The organism is Pseudomonas sp. PvP089 (assembly GCF_017875165.1).
Lineage (GTDB): Bacteria > Pseudomonadota > Gammaproteobacteria > Pseudomonadales > Pseudomonadaceae > Aquipseudomonas > Aquipseudomonas fortuita.
Genome location: NZ_JAGGME010000001.1, coordinates 5,648,514 through 5,666,603 on the forward strand (window position 1 = coordinate 5,648,514; position 18,090 = coordinate 5,666,603).

Annotated in this window: 11 protein-coding genes, 2 tRNA genes and 3 rRNA genes; 5 read left to right on the plus strand and 11 right to left on the minus strand. The window is 57.8% G+C overall.

The features are described from left to right. Positions 1 to 203: 203 nt before the first annotated feature. The 10 genes from J3A71_RS25795 to J3A71_RS25840 form a co-directional block, all read right to left on the minus strand. Positions 204 to 2,504, minus strand: a complete 2,301-nt coding sequence (locus J3A71_RS25795) for an MlaD family protein (RefSeq protein WP_024718079.1) — start codon at positions 2,502 to 2,504, stop codon at positions 204 to 206. Beyond that, positions 2,497 to 3,120 carry a paraquat-inducible protein A gene (locus tag J3A71_RS25800; protein ID WP_016484774.1) on the minus strand — a complete coding sequence of 208 codons (624 nt, stop codon included), beginning with the start codon at positions 3,118 to 3,120 and terminating at the stop codon, positions 2,497 to 2,499. The genes J3A71_RS25795 and J3A71_RS25800 overlap by 8 nt, the downstream gene beginning before the upstream one ends. Then, positions 3,107 to 3,766 (minus strand): paraquat-inducible protein A, encoded by a 660-nt coding sequence (locus tag J3A71_RS25805; RefSeq protein ID WP_023048220.1) that lies wholly within the window; start codon positions 3,764 to 3,766, stop codon positions 3,107 to 3,109. Before J3A71_RS25805 ends, J3A71_RS25800 begins: the two co-directional genes overlap by 14 nt. Before the next feature lie 253 nt (positions 3,767 to 4,019). Beyond that, positions 4,020 to 4,135 (minus strand): 5S ribosomal RNA (rrf, locus tag J3A71_RS25810). A 134-nt stretch (positions 4,136 to 4,269) separates the two neighbouring features. Further along, positions 4,270 to 7,162 (minus strand): 23S ribosomal RNA (locus J3A71_RS25815). A gap of 235 nt (positions 7,163 to 7,397) precedes the next feature. Next, positions 7,398 to 7,473 (minus strand) — tRNA-Ala (locus J3A71_RS25820). Between the two features lie 6 nt (positions 7,474 to 7,479). Next, positions 7,480 to 7,556, minus strand: a tRNA-Ile gene (locus J3A71_RS25825). A 77-nt stretch (positions 7,557 to 7,633) separates the two neighbouring features. Then, positions 7,634 to 9,170, minus strand: a 16S ribosomal RNA gene (locus J3A71_RS25830). The 16S, 23S and 5S rRNA genes sit together here with 2 tRNA genes alongside, the layout of an rRNA operon. Before the next feature lie 560 nt (positions 9,171 to 9,730). Then, complete coding sequence (locus J3A71_RS25835) at positions 9,731 to 11,224, minus strand: CoA-acylating methylmalonate-semialdehyde dehydrogenase (protein ID WP_016484772.1); 1,494 nt, start codon at positions 11,222 to 11,224, stop codon at positions 9,731 to 9,733. 73 nt (positions 11,225 to 11,297) lie between these two features. Next, positions 11,298 to 12,644 carry an aspartate aminotransferase family protein gene (locus tag J3A71_RS25840; RefSeq protein WP_016484771.1) on the minus strand — a complete coding sequence of 449 codons (1,347 nt, stop codon included), beginning with the start codon at positions 12,642 to 12,644 and terminating at the stop codon, positions 11,298 to 11,300. Positions 12,645 to 12,759: 115 nt separating this feature from the next. On the opposite strand from J3A71_RS25840, the gene J3A71_RS25845 reads away from it, so the two are divergent. From J3A71_RS25845 to J3A71_RS25865, 5 genes are all read left to right on the plus strand, one after another. Further along, positions 12,760 to 13,680: a LysR family transcriptional regulator gene (locus tag J3A71_RS25845; RefSeq protein WP_024717596.1), complete on the plus strand. Its 921-nt coding sequence runs from the start codon at positions 12,760 to 12,762 to the stop codon at positions 13,678 to 13,680. Positions 13,681 to 13,770: 90 nt separating this feature from the next. Next, positions 13,771 to 14,433 (plus strand): TetR/AcrR family transcriptional regulator, encoded by a 663-nt coding sequence (locus J3A71_RS25850; RefSeq protein ID WP_016484769.1) that lies wholly within the window; start codon positions 13,771 to 13,773, stop codon positions 14,431 to 14,433. A gap of 9 nt (positions 14,434 to 14,442) precedes the next feature. Then, complete coding sequence (locus J3A71_RS25855) at positions 14,443 to 15,027, plus strand: YigZ family protein (protein ID WP_102667920.1); 585 nt, start codon at positions 14,443 to 14,445, stop codon at positions 15,025 to 15,027. Between the two features lie 370 nt (positions 15,028 to 15,397). Then, a complete protein-coding gene (locus tag J3A71_RS25860) occupies positions 15,398 to 16,084 on the plus strand; it encodes an SDR family oxidoreductase (RefSeq protein ID WP_095117015.1) in 687 nt (228 codons plus the stop codon). Between the two features lie 86 nt (positions 16,085 to 16,170). Further along, positions 16,171 to 17,118, plus strand: coding sequence for an adenosine deaminase (locus J3A71_RS25865; protein ID WP_016484766.1), 948 nt, complete (start codon positions 16,171 to 16,173; stop codon positions 17,116 to 17,118). Between the two features lie 19 nt (positions 17,119 to 17,137). On the opposite strand, the gene J3A71_RS25870 is transcribed toward J3A71_RS25865, so the two are convergent. Beyond that, positions 17,138 to 17,851, minus strand: a complete 714-nt coding sequence (locus J3A71_RS25870) for a helix-turn-helix transcriptional regulator (protein WP_016484765.1) — start codon at positions 17,849 to 17,851, stop codon at positions 17,138 to 17,140. Between the last annotated feature and the right edge of the window lie 239 nt (positions 17,852 to 18,090).

Genomic DNA, 18,090 nt, shown 5'->3' on the forward strand with positions numbered 1-18,090 from the left:
TGCCTGCGATTTATGCTTGCGGGCACGGCTCCATGTGGAGCTCGGTCTCTGCAGGAGCGGCCTTGCGTCGCGAAAGGGCTGCGGAGCAGCCCCGGCAATCTCAGCTTCTGCGCTGAGACCGAGGGGCCGCTACGCGCCCCTTTCGCGACACAAGGCCGCTCCCACAAAAAAGCAGGGCCGCAGTTGGCGACCCTGCTTTTACATTACTTGGCTATCTGAATCTTCGGCGCCCACTGCAGCCATTCATCCTCGGCCTTGTCGAACAAGGCAAAGGTCTGCTGCGGCCGGGCCGGGTTGCCCATCTGCTCGCCATCCGGCGTCGCAAAAGCGATACCGCCATCGATCAGGGTTTCCACCGACTCGGTACGCACCGTAGCCCCCTTGAACAGCCCCCAGTCGAAACCGAAGCCACTGCTGTTCCAGAAGCGGCTACCACTGCGTACCAATGCCGCATAGCGTGGCTCGATGAGGATATGGATCAGCACGCGGTCAGCGCTCTGCCCCAACTCGAAGCCTGTCACCTTGCCGACCGCCACCTCACGGTAAGTCACTGGCACACCCGGCTTGATCGATCCACGGCGCGGGGCGCTGAGGGTCAAGGGCAAGCCGACCTCCGGCCCCGTCACTTGCGGGGCATCGGCCAAAGCGATGAAATCGCGCTGAGGGCCACGGTCCTTGGTTGCTGGCTGTACCTCCAGGTACTGCCCGCCGATCAGGGTGTCGAGGTTCTCGGTGCGCACCAGGCCCAATGCCGGCTTGACCACCCAGAACTGCGTACCGGCACGGGCAATACGGTCCGCCGCTTCGGTGATACGTGCCCGCAGCAGCACTGCCTGCAAGTCATTGGTCAGGTCAACGCTTTCGATACTGCCCACATCCAGGCCACGGAAGCGGATCGGCGTACCCGGCTTCAGGCCATCTGCACGGTCTACACGGACGGTGATCAAAGTACCCGCGCGGTTTACCGCCTCCTGGCTGTCATGCAGGCGGAAGCGTGGAATGCGGCGTTTCAGCGCCACATCCGGGCGCGGCGTGTCGAACGCAATACCGCCGGCCATCAGCGTTTGCAGCGACTCACTCTTGATCTTGATGCCCGAGAGGCCGCCCGTCAGGGTGATGCCACTGACGTTCCAGAAGCGCGACGAACCGTTAACCAGTTTTTCGTATTCCTTTTCAATATGCACACCGATCAGGATGCGGTTGCTGTTACGCGCAAACTGATAGCTCTGCACGCTACCCACCTTGACCTGGCGGTACATCACCGGGCTGCCGATCTCCAGCGACCCCAAGGTATCGGCAAACAACACCATGTGCAGCCCCGGCGCCTTGAGGTCGAGCGGCGGCGCCTTGGCGCGGGCCTCGAACTCACGCTCGGGCCGCTCACCCTTCTCCCCCGGGCGTATGGCGATGTAGTTGCCTTTGACCAGCGCTTCCAGGCCAGTGATACCTGCAAGGGAAATGGACGGTTTGACCACCCAGAACTGTGTGCCCTCGACCAGGTAGTCTTCGGTCAGCGGGTCCAGCGTCAGCTCGGCCGATGCGCTGGACAGGTTGTCTTCCATTTTCAGGGCTTTCAGCGAGCCCACCTGGATGCCCTTGTACATGACCGGCGTGCGGCCTGCCTGCAGGCCCTCGTAATCGCTCAGCTTCACCTTGACCCGGATACCTGCCTGGGCTGCATCGAAGTCTTCGTACAGACGGAACGGCAGGCTCGGATCGGTGGGCGGGCTGTCCTTGCGGTACTCCGGCGTAGCAAATGCGATACCACCGGCCACGATGCTCGACAGCGATTCGCTGCGCACCTTCACACCCGACAGCGACGCATCAATACTGACGCCGCTGGCGTTCCAGAAACGCGTGTGCTTGCGCACCAGGCTGGCGTAGGCAGGCTCGATGAACACCTTGACCTCGACGGTGCTCTGGTCCTCGGACAGGCGATAGCTCTTCACCCGACCCACCTGGATCTGCTTGTAGAATATCGGGCTGTCACGGTTGAGCGAGCCGAGCCTTTCGGCTTTGAGGGTCAAATGCAGGCCTGGCTCCGAATCCGAGAGCGGCGGCGCCACCTTCAACGCGGTAAAGCGCTTGGTACGCTCCCCCTCGCCCGGGCTGACGGCGATGTAGTTACCCGACACCAGGGTTTCAAGGCCGGTGATACCCGCCAGACTCACACTCGGTTTCACCAGCCAGAAGCGTGTGCCCTTGGTGAGGTGAGGCTCGGCGGCCTTGTTCATCTCGATGGTGGCGATCACCCCCTGGTTGTCGCCCTCGGCATCGAGTACCAGGCTCTTCACTTTGCCTACCGGCATGCCCTTGTAGATGACTTCGGTCTTGTTGGCGACGATACCTTCACCCGACTCGAAGCGGACTTCAATTTCCACGCCGGCCGCGCTGTAGGCCTGCCATGCGAGCCAGCCCCCGATCATCAGGGCGATCAAGGGCAGGATCCAGATGGCCGACCAGTTTGAGGCTGGGCGGGTTTTAGCCGTTGGCAGGTCACTCATGGTCGTCATCCGACTCCGTGTTATCCCAAATCAGTCGGGGATCGAAAGTTAAAGCGGCAAGCATTGTCAGGATCACCACAGTTGCGAAGGCGACAGCGCCCAGGTTGGCTTCGACACTGGCGATTCGGCCGAAATTCACCACTGCCACCAGAATGGCGATGACGAAGATATCGAGCATGGACCAGCGCCCAATGAATTCAATGAAGCGATACATCATTATCCGTTGCCGAGCCGAAAGCGGCTGGTGACGCTGAACGGAGTACAACAGCAAGCCAATGCCCACCAGCTTGAACGTGGGCACCAGGATACTGGCAATGAACACCACGGCGGCAATGGGCACCATACCGTGCTTGAGCAGGGTGATGACGCCGGACATGATCGTGTCCGGGCTGCCCTGCCCGAGTGTACTCACGGTCATGATAGGGAGCAGGTTGGCCGGGATGTACAGGATCGACGCAGCAACCAGCAGCGCCCAGGTGCGCACGATACTGTTAGGGCGGCGAGCATGCACAATGGCGCCGCAGCGCGTGCAGTGCTGCGAAGTGCTATCTGGCACTTGCTTGTTCAGTTCATGACATTCATTGCAGACAAGAATGCCTGCATCAATCGCCCGCATGCAGGTCCTCCCCCGATAGCGCACTCCAGATCTGGTGCGCAGACATCACCACTTCAAGCCACACCTGGACCAATAACAGACTGATGAAACAGAACAACCCCAGGCCCACGGTCAGTTCGGCCAGGTCCACCAGCTTGACGATGGCCACCAGCACCCCCATGAAATAGACCTCGAGCATGCCCCAGTCACGCAAGTGGTGATAGATGCGATAGAACAGCAGGCCGAAGTTACGACCCATGTTCAAGCGAATACTCAGTAATACCGCCAGCTGGCAGAGCAGTTTTGCCAGGGGGATGGCCATGCTGCAGAGGAACACGACCACCGCTACACCACGCATCTGCGAATTGTACAGGCCGAGTACGCCGCTCCAGACAGTATCGTCCGAGGTCTGGCCAAGCAGGTGCAGCTGCATGATCGGTAGAAAATTGGCAGGTACGAACAGTAACAACGCGGTCAGTACCAGAGCCAGGCTGCGGTTGACTACATTATGCCGATGGGCATAGAGCTCGTAGCCGCAACGTGGGCATTGGGCTTTTTCATCGGGCTTGAGCACAGGCTTACGGAGCAGCAGGTCGCATTCGTGGCAGGCGACAAGCTCGTCCAGCGGCAATTGGGCCAAGGCTTCGTGTTCGTCAGGGTTGGGCATATGGCGCTTCTGGAAAGGTGCGTGGGCCTATTCTAGTGTTCTGGCTCAAATTGTGGGAGGCGACTTACCACAGACCCCTGTAGGAGCAGCCTTGTGCTGCGAAGAGGCCATTGCAGCCGAAGATAATCTTTAGCCTTACCGGCCTCTTCGCAGCACAAGGCTGCTCCTACAGGGGTTCGGGCAGGGCTGAATTTTTTGCCCACAAAAACAAAACCCCTACCTGCATGCGCAGATAGGGGTTTTGCGAAATGAATCTTGACGATGACCTACTCTCACATGGGGAAACCCCACACTACCATCGGCGATGCATCGTTTCACTGCTGAGTTCGGGATGGGATCAGGTGGTTCCAATGCTCTATGGTCGTCAAGAAATTCTGTAGCCAGAATGTCCAGATGGACAGCCCAGCGAATTCGGATATGCGATATTTGTGGTTTGTTGCGAACTTTCGGTTCGTATCATCTTCACCACCGCAATCTGCGTCAGCAAATTGCTTGGGTGTTATATGGTCAAGCCTCACGGGCAATTAGTATTGGTTAGCTCAACGCCTCACAGCGCTTACACACCCAACCTATCAACGTCGTAGTCTTCGACGGCCCTTTAGGGGATTCAAGATCCCAGTGAGATCTCATCTTGAGGCAAGTTTCCCGCTTAGATGCTTTCAGCGGTTATCTCTTCCGAACATAGCTACCCGGCAATGCCACTGGCGTGACAACCGGAACACCAGAGGTTCGTCCACTCCGGTCCTCTCGTACTAGGAGCAGCCCCTCTCAAATCTCAAACGTCCACGGCAGATAGGGACCGAACTGTCTCACGACGTTCTAAACCCAGCTCGCGTACCACTTTAAATGGCGAACAGCCATACCCTTGGGACCGGCTTCAGCCCCAGGATGTGATGAGCCGACATCGAGGTGCCAAACACCGCCGTCGATATGAACTCTTGGGCGGTATCAGCCTGTTATCCCCGGAGTACCTTTTATCCGTTGAGCGATGGCCCTTCCATACAGAACCACCGGATCACTAAGACCTACTTTCGTACCTGCTCGACGTGTTTGTCTCGCAGTCAAGCGCGCTTTTGCCTTTATACTCTACGACCGATTTCCGACCGGTCTGAGCGCACCTTCGTACTCCTCCGTTACTCTTTGGGAGGAGACCGCCCCAGTCAAACTACCCACCATACACTGTCCTCGATCCGGATAACGGACCTGAGTTAGAACCTCAAAGTTGCCAGGGTGGTATTTCAAGGATGGCTCCATGAGAACTGGCGTCCCCACTTCAAAGCCTCCCACCTATCCTACACAAGCAAATTCAAAGTCCAGTGCAAAGCTATAGTAAAGGTTCACGGGGTCTTTCCGTCTAGCCGCGGATACACTGCATCTTCACAGCGATTTCAATTTCACTGAGTCTCGGGTGGAGACAGCGCCGCCATCGTTACGCCATTCGTGCAGGTCGGAACTTACCCGACAAGGAATTTCGCTACCTTAGGACCGTTATAGTTACGGCCGCCGTTTACCGGGGCTTCGATCAAGAGCTTCGCTTGCGCTAACCCCATCAATTAACCTTCCGGCACCGGGCAGGCGTCACACCCTATACGTCCACTTTCGTGTTTGCAGAGTGCTGTGTTTTTAATAAACAGTCGCAGCGGCCTGGTATCTTCGACCGGCATGGGCTTACGGAGCAAGTCCTTAACCCTCGCCGGCGCACCTTCTCCCGAAGTTACGGTGCCATTTTGCCTAGTTCCTTCACCCGAGTTCTCTCAAGCGCCTTGGTATTCTCTACCTAACCACCTGTGTCGGTTTGGGGTACGGTTCCCAGTTATCTGAAGCTTAGGAGCTTTTCTTGGAAGCATGGTATCAACCACTTCGTCGCCTAAAGGCAACTCGTCATCAGCTCTCGGCCTTGAAATCCCGGATTTGCCTAAGATTTCAGCCTACCACCTTAAACCTGGACAACCAACGCCAGGCTGGCCTAACCTTCTCCGTCCCTCCATCGCAATAACTGGAAGTACAGGAATATTAACCTGTTTTCCATCGACTACGCTTTTCAGCCTCGCCTTAGGGACCGACTAACCCTGCGTCGATTAACGTTGCGCAGGAAACCTTGGTCTTTCGGCGTGCGAGTTTTTCACTCGCATTGTCGTTACTCATGTCAGCATTCGCACTTCTGATACCTCCAGCAAGCTTCTCAACTCACCTTCACAGGCTTACAGAACGCTCCTCTACCGCATCACCAAAAGGTGATACCCGTAGCTTCGGTGCATGGTTTGAGCCCCGTTACATCTTCCGCGCAGGCCGACTCGACTAGTGAGCTATTACGCTTTCTTTAAAGGGTGGCTGCTTCTAAGCCAACCTCCTAGCTGTCTAAGCCTTCCCACATCGTTTCCCACTTAACCATGACTTTGGGACCTTAGCTGACGGTCTGGGTTGTTTCCCTTTTCACGACGGACGTTAGCACCCGCCGTGTGTCTCCCATGCTCGGCACTTGTAGGTATTCGGAGTTTGCATCGGTTTGGTAAGTCGGGATGACCCCCTAGCCGAAACAGTGCTCTACCCCCTACAGTGATACATGAGGCGCTACCTAAATAGCTTTCGAGGAGAACCAGCTATCTCCGAGCTTGATTAGCCTTTCACTCCGATCCACAGGTCATCCGCTAACTTTTCAACGGTAGTCGGTTCGGTCCTCCAGTCAGTGTTACCTAACCTTCAACCTGCCCATGGATAGATCGCCCGGTTTCGGGTCTATACCCAGCGACTAAACGCCCTATTAAGACTCGCTTTCGCTACGCCTCCCCTATTCGGTTAAGCTCGCCACTGAATATAAGTCGCTGACCCATTATACAAAAGGTACGCAGTCACCTAACAAAGTAGGCTCCCACTGCTTGTACGCATACGGTTTCAGGATCTATTTCACTCCCCTCTCCGGGGTTCTTTTCGCCTTTCCCTCACGGTACTAGTTCACTATCGGTCAGTCAGTAGTATTTAGCCTTGGAGGATGGTCCCCCCATATTCAGACAAAGTTTCTCGTGCTCCGTCCTACTCGATTTCATTGATAAGAGATTTTCGTGTACGGGGCTATCACCCACTATGGCCGCACTTTCCAGAGCGTTCCACTAATCTCAAACCAACTTAAGGGCTGGTCCCCGTTCGCTCGCCACTACTAAGGGAATCTCGGTTGATTTCTTTTCCTCAGGGTACTTAGATGTTTCAGTTCCCCTGGTTCGCCTCTTGCACCTATGTATTCAGTACAAGATAACCAGCTTGTGCTGGCTGGGTTCCCCCATTCAGAGATCTCTGGATCACAGTCTGTTTGCCGACTCCCCAAAGCTTTTCGCAGGCTACCACGTCTTTCATCGCCTCTGACTGCCAAGGCATCCACCGTATGCGCTTCTTCACTTGACCATATAACCCCAAGCAATCTGGTTATACTGTGAAGACGACATTCGCCGAAAATTCGCACGTCGCTCTTTCGAGCAGAACTCACAAATTTTACCTTAGCCTGATCCACCAGCAGTGAAACTGGTGTTCAGTCTATTTCTATCACATATCCGAATTTTTAAAGAACGATCTGACAAAAGTCAGAAATCAACATTCATCTACGAATGTTCATTTCTAAGTTCTGATCAAGTAAAGCGAGTGGTGGAGCCAAGCGGGATCGAACCGCTGACCTCCTGCGTGCAAGGCAGGCGCTCTCCCAGCTGAGCTATGGCCCCGCATATTGGTAGGTCTGGGCAGATTTGAACTGCCGACCTCACCCTTATCAGGGGTGCGCTCTAACCAACTGAGCTACAGACCTATATAGGGTCTTGATCGTCTTCGACAATGAATCAAGCAATTCGTGTGGGAGCTCATCAGCAGGCTGATGTCGTCGATTAAGGAGGTGATCCAGCCGCAGGTTCCCCTACGGCTACCTTGTTACGACTTCACCCCAGTCATGAATCACACCGTGGTAACCGTCCTCCCGAAGGTTAGACTAGCTACTTCTGGTGCAACCCACTCCCATGGTGTGACGGGCGGTGTGTACAAGGCCCGGGAACGTATTCACCGCGACATTCTGATTCGCGATTACTAGCGATTCCGACTTCACGCAGTCGAGTTGCAGACTGCGATCCGGACTACGATCGGTTTTGTGAGATTAGCTCCACCTCGCGGCTTGGCAACCCTCTGTACCGACCATTGTAGCACGTGTGTAGCCCAGGCCGTAAGGGCCATGATGACTTGACGTCATCCCCACCTTCCTCCGGTTTGTCACCGGCAGTCTCCTTAGAGTGCCCACCATAACGTGCTGGTAACTAAGGACAAGGGTTGCGCTCGTTACGGGACTTAACCCAACATCTCACGACACGAGCTGACGACAGCCATGCAGCACCTGTGTCAGAGTTCCCGAAGGCACCAATCCATCTCTGGAAAGTTCTCTGCATGTCAAGGCCTGGTAAGGTTCTTCGCGTTGCTTCGAATTAAACCACATGCTCCACCGCTTGTGCGGGCCCCCGTCAATTCATTTGAGTTTTAACCTTGCGGCCGTACTCCCCAGGCGGTCAACTTAATGCGTTAGCTGCGCCACTAAAATCTCAAGGATTCCAACGGCTAGTTGACATCGTTTACGGCGTGGACTACCAGGGTATCTAATCCTGTTTGCTCCCCACGCTTTCGCACCTCAGTGTCAGTATCAGTCCAGGTGGTCGCCTTCGCCACTGGTGTTCCTTCCTATATCTACGCATTTCACCGCTACACAGGAAATTCCACCACCCTCTACCGTACTCTAGCTTGCCAGTTTTGGATGCAGTTCCCAGGTTGAGCCCGGGGCTTTCACATCCAACTTAACAAACCACCTACGCGCGCTTTACGCCCAGTAATTCCGATTAACGCTTGCACCCTCTGTATTACCGCGGCTGCTGGCACAGAGTTAGCCGGTGCTTATTCTGTCGGTAACGTCAAAACACTAACGTATTAGGTTAATGCCCTTCCTCCCAACTTAAAGTGCTTTACAATCCGAAGACCTTCTTCACACACGCGGCATGGCTGGATCAGGCTTTCGCCCATTGTCCAATATTCCCCACTGCTGCCTCCCGTAGGAGTCTGGACCGTGTCTCAGTTCCAGTGTGACTGATCATCCTCTCAGACCAGTTACGGATCGTCGCCTTGGTGAGCCATTACCTCACCAACTAGCTAATCCGACCTAGGCTCATCTGATAGCGCAAGGCCCGAAGGTCCCCTGCTTTCTCCCGTAGGACGTATGCGGTATTAGCGTTCCTTTCGAAACGTTGTCCCCCACTACCAGGCAGATTCCTAGGCATTACTCACCCGTCCGCCGCTGAATCGAAGAGCAAGCTCTTCTCATCCGCTCGACTTGCATGTGTTAGGCCTGCCGCCAGCGTTCAATCTGAGCCATGATCAAACTCTTCAGTTCAATACTGCTTGGGTTTTTAAGAAACCCTAAACTTGGCTCAGCAATCTCAAATGACTATGTGATTTCTCGCATGGTCACTTGTGATGCTGATAATCTTTTTGACTATCAGTCCGTACTCACAAGCACCCACACGAATTGCTTGATTCGATTTGTTAAAGAGCGTTTGGTTAAGAGCTTTTCGTCTCAACCGAGGCGCGTATTCTACGCTTTCCTCAGAGCCTGTCAAGCGTTTATTTTGAAGTTTTTTGCGAGAAACTCGTTTAGCTTCAAACACTTGGCTCGCTGCGATCTCTCGTAGCGGGAGGCGAATCATACAGCGTTTAGAAGCGCTGTCAACCACCATCTCAATCGCTTGCGATCATTCGATCGTAGCCCTTTCAACGCCACCTTAACTACCTAACTCATTGAATCTCAAGGAGTTTGTCGTTCCGATGTCGCTGGAAGTGGGGCGCATTATAAGGGGATTCAGAAGGGCGTCAACCTTTAATTTCAATAAACCCTGATATTGCTGAAAAACAAAGCAGGGAGGCCTTTCGGCCTCCCCGCGTTATTGACCTACCTTAAAGGCTAGGGAATGCAAACTGCGACGCTTCATGGCTGGAACGCTGCGGCCAGCGCTGGGTAATCGCTTTGCGACGGGTATAGAAGCGCACCCCATCCGGCCCATAAGCATGCAGATCACCGAACAGCGAACGCTTCCAGCCGCCAAAGCTGTGATAGGCCACCGGGACCGGCAGCGGCACGTTTACACCGACCATGCCCACTTCGATCTCGTCGCAGAACAGGCGCGCCGCTTCACCGTCACGGGTAAAGATGCAGGTACCGTTGCCATACTCGTGATCATTGATCAGCTGCATGGCCTGCTCCAGGCTGTTCACACGCACTACACACAGCACCGGGCCAAAGATCTCTTCTTTATAGATGCGCATCTGCGGGGTCACCTTGTCGAACAGGGTGCCACCCACGAAGTAGCCATCTTCATTGCCGGCCACACGCAAACCACGGCCATCTACCACCAGCTTGGCACCAGCAGCAACACCGTCATCGATATAACCCACTACCTTGTCACGGGCAGCAGCAGTCACCAGAGGGCCCATGTCCAGGCCACACGAAGTGCCGGCACCAATCTTCAGTGCCTTGATCTGCGGCTCCAGTTTGGCAATCAGGGCATCGGCCACCTGATCGCCCACGCAGACCGCCACCGAAATAGCCATGCAACGCTCGCCGCACGAACCGTAGGCGGCACCCATCAGTGCGCTGACGGCGTTGTCCAGGTCGGCATCCGGCATCAGTACTGCGTGGTTCTTCGCGCCACCCAAGGCTTGTACGCGCTTGCCGCGCTTGGTGCCTTCGGCATAGATGTATTCGGCGATCGGCGTTGAACCGACGAAGCTCAGTGCTTTTACTTCAGGCGCTTCGATCAGCGCATCCACCGCTTCCTTGTCGCCGTGCACCACGTTCAGGATGCCCTTCGGCAGGCCGGCTTCCAGCAGCAGCTGGGCGATGTACAGGGTCGAGCTCGGGTCACGCTCGGAAGGCTTGAGGATGAAAGCGTTGCCGCAGGCGATAGCCAGGGGGTACATCCACAGCGGCACCATGGCCGGGAAGTTGAACGGGGTGATGCCAGCGACCACGCCCAACGGCTGGAAGTCGGACCAGGCATCGATGTTCGGGCCGACGTTGCGGCTGTACTCGCCCTTCAACACTTCTGGTGCTGCGCAGGCGAACTCAACGTTCTCGATACCGCGCTTCAGTTCGCCGGCTGCGTCTTCCAGGGTCTTGCCATGCTCTTCGCTGATCATCTGCGAAATCTTGGCTTCGTTCTGCTCCAGCAATTGCTTGAAGCGGAACATCACCTGGGCGCGCTTGGCCGGCGGGGTGTTGCGCCAGGCCGGGAAGGCCGCTTTGGCGGAGTCGATCGCTTCTTGCACGGTCGCGCGGCTGGCCAATTCAACCTTGCGCACAGCCTGGCCGGTGGACGGGTTGAAGACATCGGCGGTGCGCTCACCCTTGGAAACCAGCTCGCCATGGATCAGGTGCTGAACAATGCTCATGCAAAACTCCAGATAAAGAAGGTAAATGCAGGCGCGGGACACGTGCACGCGCCTGGCATCAAAATCGGAAAGATCAGTCGATCAGGTTCAGGTTTTCGCCAACGGCGTCGAACAGGCGATCCAGTTGCTGCGGCGTGGTGTTGAATGTTGGGCCGAACTGCAAGGTGTCGCCACCGAAGCGTACATAGAAGCCTGCCTTCCACAACTTCATCGCCACTTCGTAAGGGCGGACAATGGCATCACCGTCACGGGCGGCGATCTGAATGGCGCCGGCCAAGCCGTAGTTACGGATATCAACGACGTTTTTGGTGCCTTTCACGCCGTGCAGCAGCTTCTCGAAGTGCGGCGCCAGCTCGGCGGCGGACTGCACCAGGTTTTCCTTCTGCAACAGGTCCAGCGCGGCGATACCGGCGGCGCAGGCTACCGGGTGAGCCGAATAGGTGTAGCCGTGCGGGAATTCCACGGCGTATTCAGGGGTCGGCTGGTTCATGAAAGTCTGATAGATCTCGCTGCTGGCAATCACCGCGCCCATCGGGATGGCGCCGTTGGTTACCTGCTTGGCGATGCACATCAGGTCCGGGGTCACGCCGAACGCTTCGGCGCCGGTCATCGCCCCCATGCGGCCGAAGCCGGTGATCACTTCGTCGAAGATCAGCAGGATGTTGTGCTGGGTGCAGATTTCACGCAGGCGCTTCAGGTACCCCTTCGGCGGCGGCAGTACACCGGCCGAGCCGGCCAGCGGCTCAACGATCACCGCAGCGATGTTGGAGGCATCGTGCAGCTCGATCAGCTTGAGCATTTCGTCCGCCAGGGCAATACCGCCCTCTTCTGGCAGCCCCTTGGAGAAGGCGTTCACCGGCAGTACGGTGTGAGGCAGGTGGTCGACATCAAGCAACTGGCCGAACATCTTGCGGTTACCGTTGACGCCACCCAGGCTGGTACCAGCGATGTTCACGCCGTGATAGCCACGGGCACGGCCAATGATCTTGGTCTTGGTCGCCTGGCCTTTCAGGCGCCAGTAGGCACGGACCATCTTCAGCGCGGTATCGGCGCACTCGGAACCGGAGTTGGTATAAAAGACGTGATTCAGTTCACCAGGGGTCAGCTGGGTGATCTTCTCGGCCAGCTGGAACGACAGCGGGTGGCCAAACTGAAACGCCGGAGAGTAATCCAGAGTACTCAGCTGGCGGGTCACCGCGTCGGTGATTTCCTTGCGGGTGTGCCCGGCGCCGCAAGTCCACAGACCCGACAGGGCATCAAAGATCTTGCGCCCTTGGTCATCGACCAAATAGTTGCCTTCGGCCGCCACGATCAACCGTGGGTCACGGTGGAAGTTGCGGTTGGCGGTGTAGGGCATCCAGTGGGCATCCAGCTTGAGCTGGCTGGCGATACCGACGGTAGCGGTTTCGGGCATGTTCATCGGCGGTTCCTCGAAAGACGATTAGGCAACGATGGATGTTGTTGCAGCTAAATTGGCACGGCGATAAAGTCTGAAAAAGCCAACATTTCTAATCTTCAGACAGGCCGTGACTAAACTGATGAGCCGACGCCCCGATCCACTCGCCCAAGTCAGCGATTTCGACATCCGCTTGCTGAAGATCTACCGCAGCGTGGTCGAATGCGGCGGCTTCTCGGCCGCCGAAAACGTGCTGGGCATTGGCCGCTCGGCCATCAGCCAGCAAATGAACGACCTTGAGCAACGCCTGGGGTTGCGCCTGTGCCAGCGCGGCCGCGCCGGTTTCTCGCTGACCGAGGAAGGCCGCGAGGTCTACCATTCGGCACTGCAACTGCTAAGCGCCCTGGAAAGCTTTCGCACCGAGGTAAACGGCCTGCACCAGCACTTGCGTGGCGAATTGAACATTGGCCTTACCGATAACCTGGTCACCCTGCCGCACATGCGCATCACCCATGCCCTGGCCGAACTCAAGGACCGTGGGCCCGAGGTGCGTATCCAGATCCGCATGATCGCCCCCAGCCAGGTCGAACATGGCGTGCTCGACGGCAGCCTGCATGTCGGTGTGGTACCCCAAACCAGCCCGCTGTCGGGCCTTGAGTACCAACCGTTGTACAGCGAACGCTCGCTGTTGTATTGCGCCGTTGGGCACCCGCTGTTCTATGCCGATGACCAGCAGGTCGACGACGACCGCCTCAACAGCCAGGAAGCCATTACCCCCACCTTCCGCCTGCCAGCCGACATCCAGGCCCATTACCAGGCGTTGAACTGCACGGCCAGTGCTTCGGACCGCGAAGGCATGGCGTTTCTGATCCTCACCGGGCGCTACATCGGCTACCTGCCCGACCACTACGCCACGTTCTGGGTGCAGCAAGGCCGCTTGCGTGCCCTCAAACCCCAACAGCGCTTCTATGACCTGAGCCTGAGCTGGGTAACCCGCAAGGGCCGGCGGCCGAACCTGGTCCTGGAAAGCTTCCTGGAGAGCCTGGCTGCGACACGTTGATGCCAGTCTCTGCCGCAAACGCTTGTCACTTCGGCGCAGGCAGGTAATCTTGTCCGACAGCCGCAGCCACTGACCCGTACGGAATCGTCCATGACCCTAGAAGTCCCTGCGCACCGCCTCTCCGCCTCGGGCAAGCCCGCGGGCCGAATTCGCCAGAAAAACGAACAGGCCATTATCCAGGCAGCCGAAGACGAGTTCGCTCGCCATGGGTTCAAGGGCACCAGCATGAACACCATCGCCCTCAAGGCGGAACTGCCCAAGGCCAACCTGCACTACTACTTCACCAACAAGCTGGGCCTGTACATTGCCGTGCTCAGCAACATCATCGAATTGTGGGACAGCACCTTCAACGCCTTGAGCGTCGATGACGACCCGGGGGAAGCCCTGAGCCAGTACATCCGCACCAAGATGGAGTTCTCCCGGCGCAACCCACAGGCTTCGCGGATTTTCGCCATGGAAGTGATCAGCGGCGGCACCTGCCTGACCGAATACTTCAGTGCCGACTACCGCGAGTGGTTCCGTGGCCGGGCTGCCGTGTTCCAGGCGTGGATCGATGCGGGCAAGATGGACCCGGTCGATCCGGTGCACCTGATCTTCCTGCTATGGGGCAGTACCCAGCACTACGCCGACTTCGCCACCCAGATCTGCCAGGTCACCGGCCGCAGCCGCCTGACCAAGCAGGACATGGAAGAGGCGAGCAACAACCTTATCCACATCATTCTGAAGGGCTGCGGCATCAAGCCGGCTGTGTAACCGTCATTTATGCCTTCTACCCTGCTCGACCTCTGCGAATACCGCGAGGAAATACGCAAAAGCCGCTTCATCACCCTTGCCGGGCCGATCAGCAGTGCTGCCGATGCGATGAGTTTCATCGAACGCCACAGCGACTTGGCTGCCACTCACAACTGCTGGGCCTGGAAGCTCGGCGCGCAGTATCGCAGCAGCGATGACGGCGAACCCGGCGGGACCGCAGGCAGGCCGATCCTGGCCGCTATCGAAGCGCAGGACTGCGACCAGGTCGTGGTGCTGGTGATCCGCTGGTACGGCGGCATCCAGCTGGGCACTGGTGGCCTGGCCAGGGCCTATGGCGGCGGCGCCAACAAGTGCCTGCAACAGGCGCCCAAGCGGCTGCTGGTGCAGCGCAGCGAATTCACCTGCAGCTGCAGTTTCAGCGAACTTGCGTTGGTAAAACTTCGGCTGGCGGAGGTCGACGGCCTGGTAATGGATGAACAGTTCACTGCCAATGGCGTCGACCTGCTGATTGCGCTCGGTGACGCCCACCTGGCGCCGCTGCAGCAGCAACTGGCTGACCTGAGCCGCGGGCGCATCCTGCTCGAAGCACGCTGAACATTGCCCACAACAACTGTGGGCCCGCCTGTGGATAAGCTTGGGGCAATCGCTTGCAGGCTAAAGTTTTCATAGCCTGCAGAGCTTTGATCATATTTTGATCACCGTTTGATGACAGCCGCAAAGTGCTGAAAGCCCAAGAGTTATCCCCAATACGCAACCCGACGGACGGGCCTGCACCGCCCTGAGCTTGCACACAATAACTGTGGACCAGCTTGTGGATAACCCGTGCGCCAACAGGCGCAACGCCCGGCCAGGCAAGGCCCGGGTGCAGCTGATCACTTTTTATACAGCCATTGGCAAGGCAGTGACTGCCGCTGTGCATTATCCTCAATACCTTTCCTTACCACCGACCATGGAGCGCGTTCACATGGCTAACGCAAAAACCGCACTTATCATTGGCGCTTCGCGCGGGCTTGGCCTTGGCCTGGTGCAGCGCCTGAACGAAGACGGCTGGAACATCACCGCCACCGTGCGCAACCCGCAGCAACCCCGCGCCCTGGCAGACGTGCCTGGCGTGCGCATCGAACAGCTGGAAATGAACGACACCGCCCAGCTCGATGGCTTGCAACAACGCCTGCATGGCCAAGTGTTCGATCTGGTGTTCGTTAACGCGGGCGTCATGGGGCCCCTGCCGCAAAACCTGGAAACGGTACAGCGCAGCGACATCGGCGACTTGTTCATGACCAATGCCGTGGCCCCGATCCGCGTGGCCCGTCGCCTGGTGGGCCAGTTACGCGAAGGCAGCGGCGTGCTGGCCTTCATGAGTTCGATCCTGGGCAGCGTGACCATCCCCGACGGTGGTGAAATCTGCCTGTACAAGGCCAGCAAGGCAGCGCTGAACTCAATGATCAACAGCTTCGTGGTCGAGCAACAGCGCCCCGACCTGTGCGTACTGGCCATGCATCCGGGCTGGGTGAAAACCGACATGGGTGGCGAAAACGCCGAAATTGACGTGTTCACCAGCACCCGCGGCATGCTCGACCAGATCAATGCACAAAGCGGCACCGGCGGCCTGCGCTTCATCAACTACAAGGGCGAACCCTTGGTCTGGTGATTCACCGGGTCGCAGCCTGGCCGGGCGCAATGCCCGGCCAGGCCCTGTAGAATGGCGGCAACCGTACCTGATTGAGATGATCCACTATGTATGACTGGTTGAACGCCCTGCCCAAGGCCGAACTGCACCTGCACCTGGAGGGCTCGCTGGAGCCTGAGTTGCTGTTCGCCCTGGCCGAGCGCAACAAGATTGCCCTGCCCTGGGCCGATGTGGAGACCTTGCGCGGTGCCTATGCCTTCAACAACCTGCAGGAGTTCCTCGACCTGTATTACCAGGGCGCAGATGTGCTGCGTACCGAGCAGGACTTTTACGACCTGACCTGGGCCTACCTGCAACGCTGCAAAGCCCAGAACGTGATCCACACCGAACCGTTCTTCGACCCGCAAACACACACCGACCGCGGCATCCCCTTCGAGGTGGTGCTCAATGGCATCAACCAGGCGCTGAAGGATGGCCGCAAGCAGCTGGGCATCAGCAGTGGCCTGATCCTCAGTTTCCTGCGCCACCTCAGTGAAGAGGAAGCGCAAAAAACCCTCGACCAGGCCCTGCCGTTCCGCGAAGCGTTCATTGCCGTTGGCCTGGACAGCTCGGAAATGGGCCACCCGCCGAGCAAATTCCAGCGCGTTTTCGACCGTGCCCGCAACGAAGGCTTTGTTGCCGTCGCCCATGCCGGCGAAGAAGGCCCGCCCGAGTACATCTGGGAAGCGCTGGACCTGCTGCAAATCAAGCGTATCGACCACGGCGTACGCGCCATCGAAGACGAGCGCCTGATGCAACGCATCATCGATGAGCAGATCCCGCTCACAGTGTGCCCGCTGTCCAACACCAAGCTTTGCGTGTTCGACCATATGAGCCAGCACAACATCCTGGACATGCTGGAGCGCGGCGTGAAGGTCACGGTGAACTCGGACGACCCGGCCTACTTCGGCGGCTACGTGACGGAAAACTTCCACGCCCTGCACACCCATCTGGGCATGACTGAAGACCAGGCCCGTCGCCTGGCGCAGAACAGCCTGGATGCCCGGCTGGTCTGATTGCACGACGGCGTTGCGCTTACCCAACCTGCAACGTTGCCACGCGGGCTATGCGATTGATCTGCTGGATGCCCAGCGCCGAGATATGCAATGCCCGCGTGTCCTCGGCCTCACGCATCCAGCCCGATTGCAGGAATAGCCTGAACAGTGCCTGGCCCAGCACACCGCCCAAGTGCGGGGCCTGGTCGTCCCACTCGGTGCAACGGCAAATCACGCAACCACGTTGCTGGTGGGGGGCCAAGGCATCGATGTAGACCCCGACCGAGGCCAACTGTAAACGCCCCTCGTCACTGACCATCAACTGTCGACCGCTACCTTCCAGCCAGCCGGCCACCACCAGTCGATGGTACAGCTCGCTGGCCAGTTCCCCGCCAAGGTGATCGCCACAACGGCGCGCCCGGCGCATCGACATGGGCAGCGGTGAGACCGGCGCCTTGGCACGCGCCCCTCTGGCGCTCTCCAACTGAACGCTGGCCAGGGCCTCCACGGCTGCCCCCACCTGCGGTGTCGCCAGGCGAAAATATCGCTTGCGGCCCCGCGCTTCATGCCTGAGCAAACCGGCCGACGACAGTAACGAAAGGTGCGCGCACGCCGATGACGAGGTCAGGCCGGTCATTATGGCGAGCTCATTGGCCAGCCGCGGCGTACCATCGATCAGTGCCCACAACATGGCACTACGCTTGGGGTCGGCCATCAGGCTGGCAATCTGGCTGATACTGCTGGCTGCGTTCATATCCCTGTAACTCCCTGCAAGTTCACTGTGTGGATGCGATGGCCAACTCTGGCAGGGCAGCGCCTCTCGCTGTCACTGGCCCGGGTCGCCAGTATAGGCCGCAGAAAACGCCGTTCAGGCGACCAGGTACCGACGCACCTACGGCGTAAAGCCACTGGGTATGCCTACCCATGGCAACCAGTGAAACGGCCTTGCAAAACTGCCCGAAGCCCGGTCAGTCAACGCTCTCACATACGCTC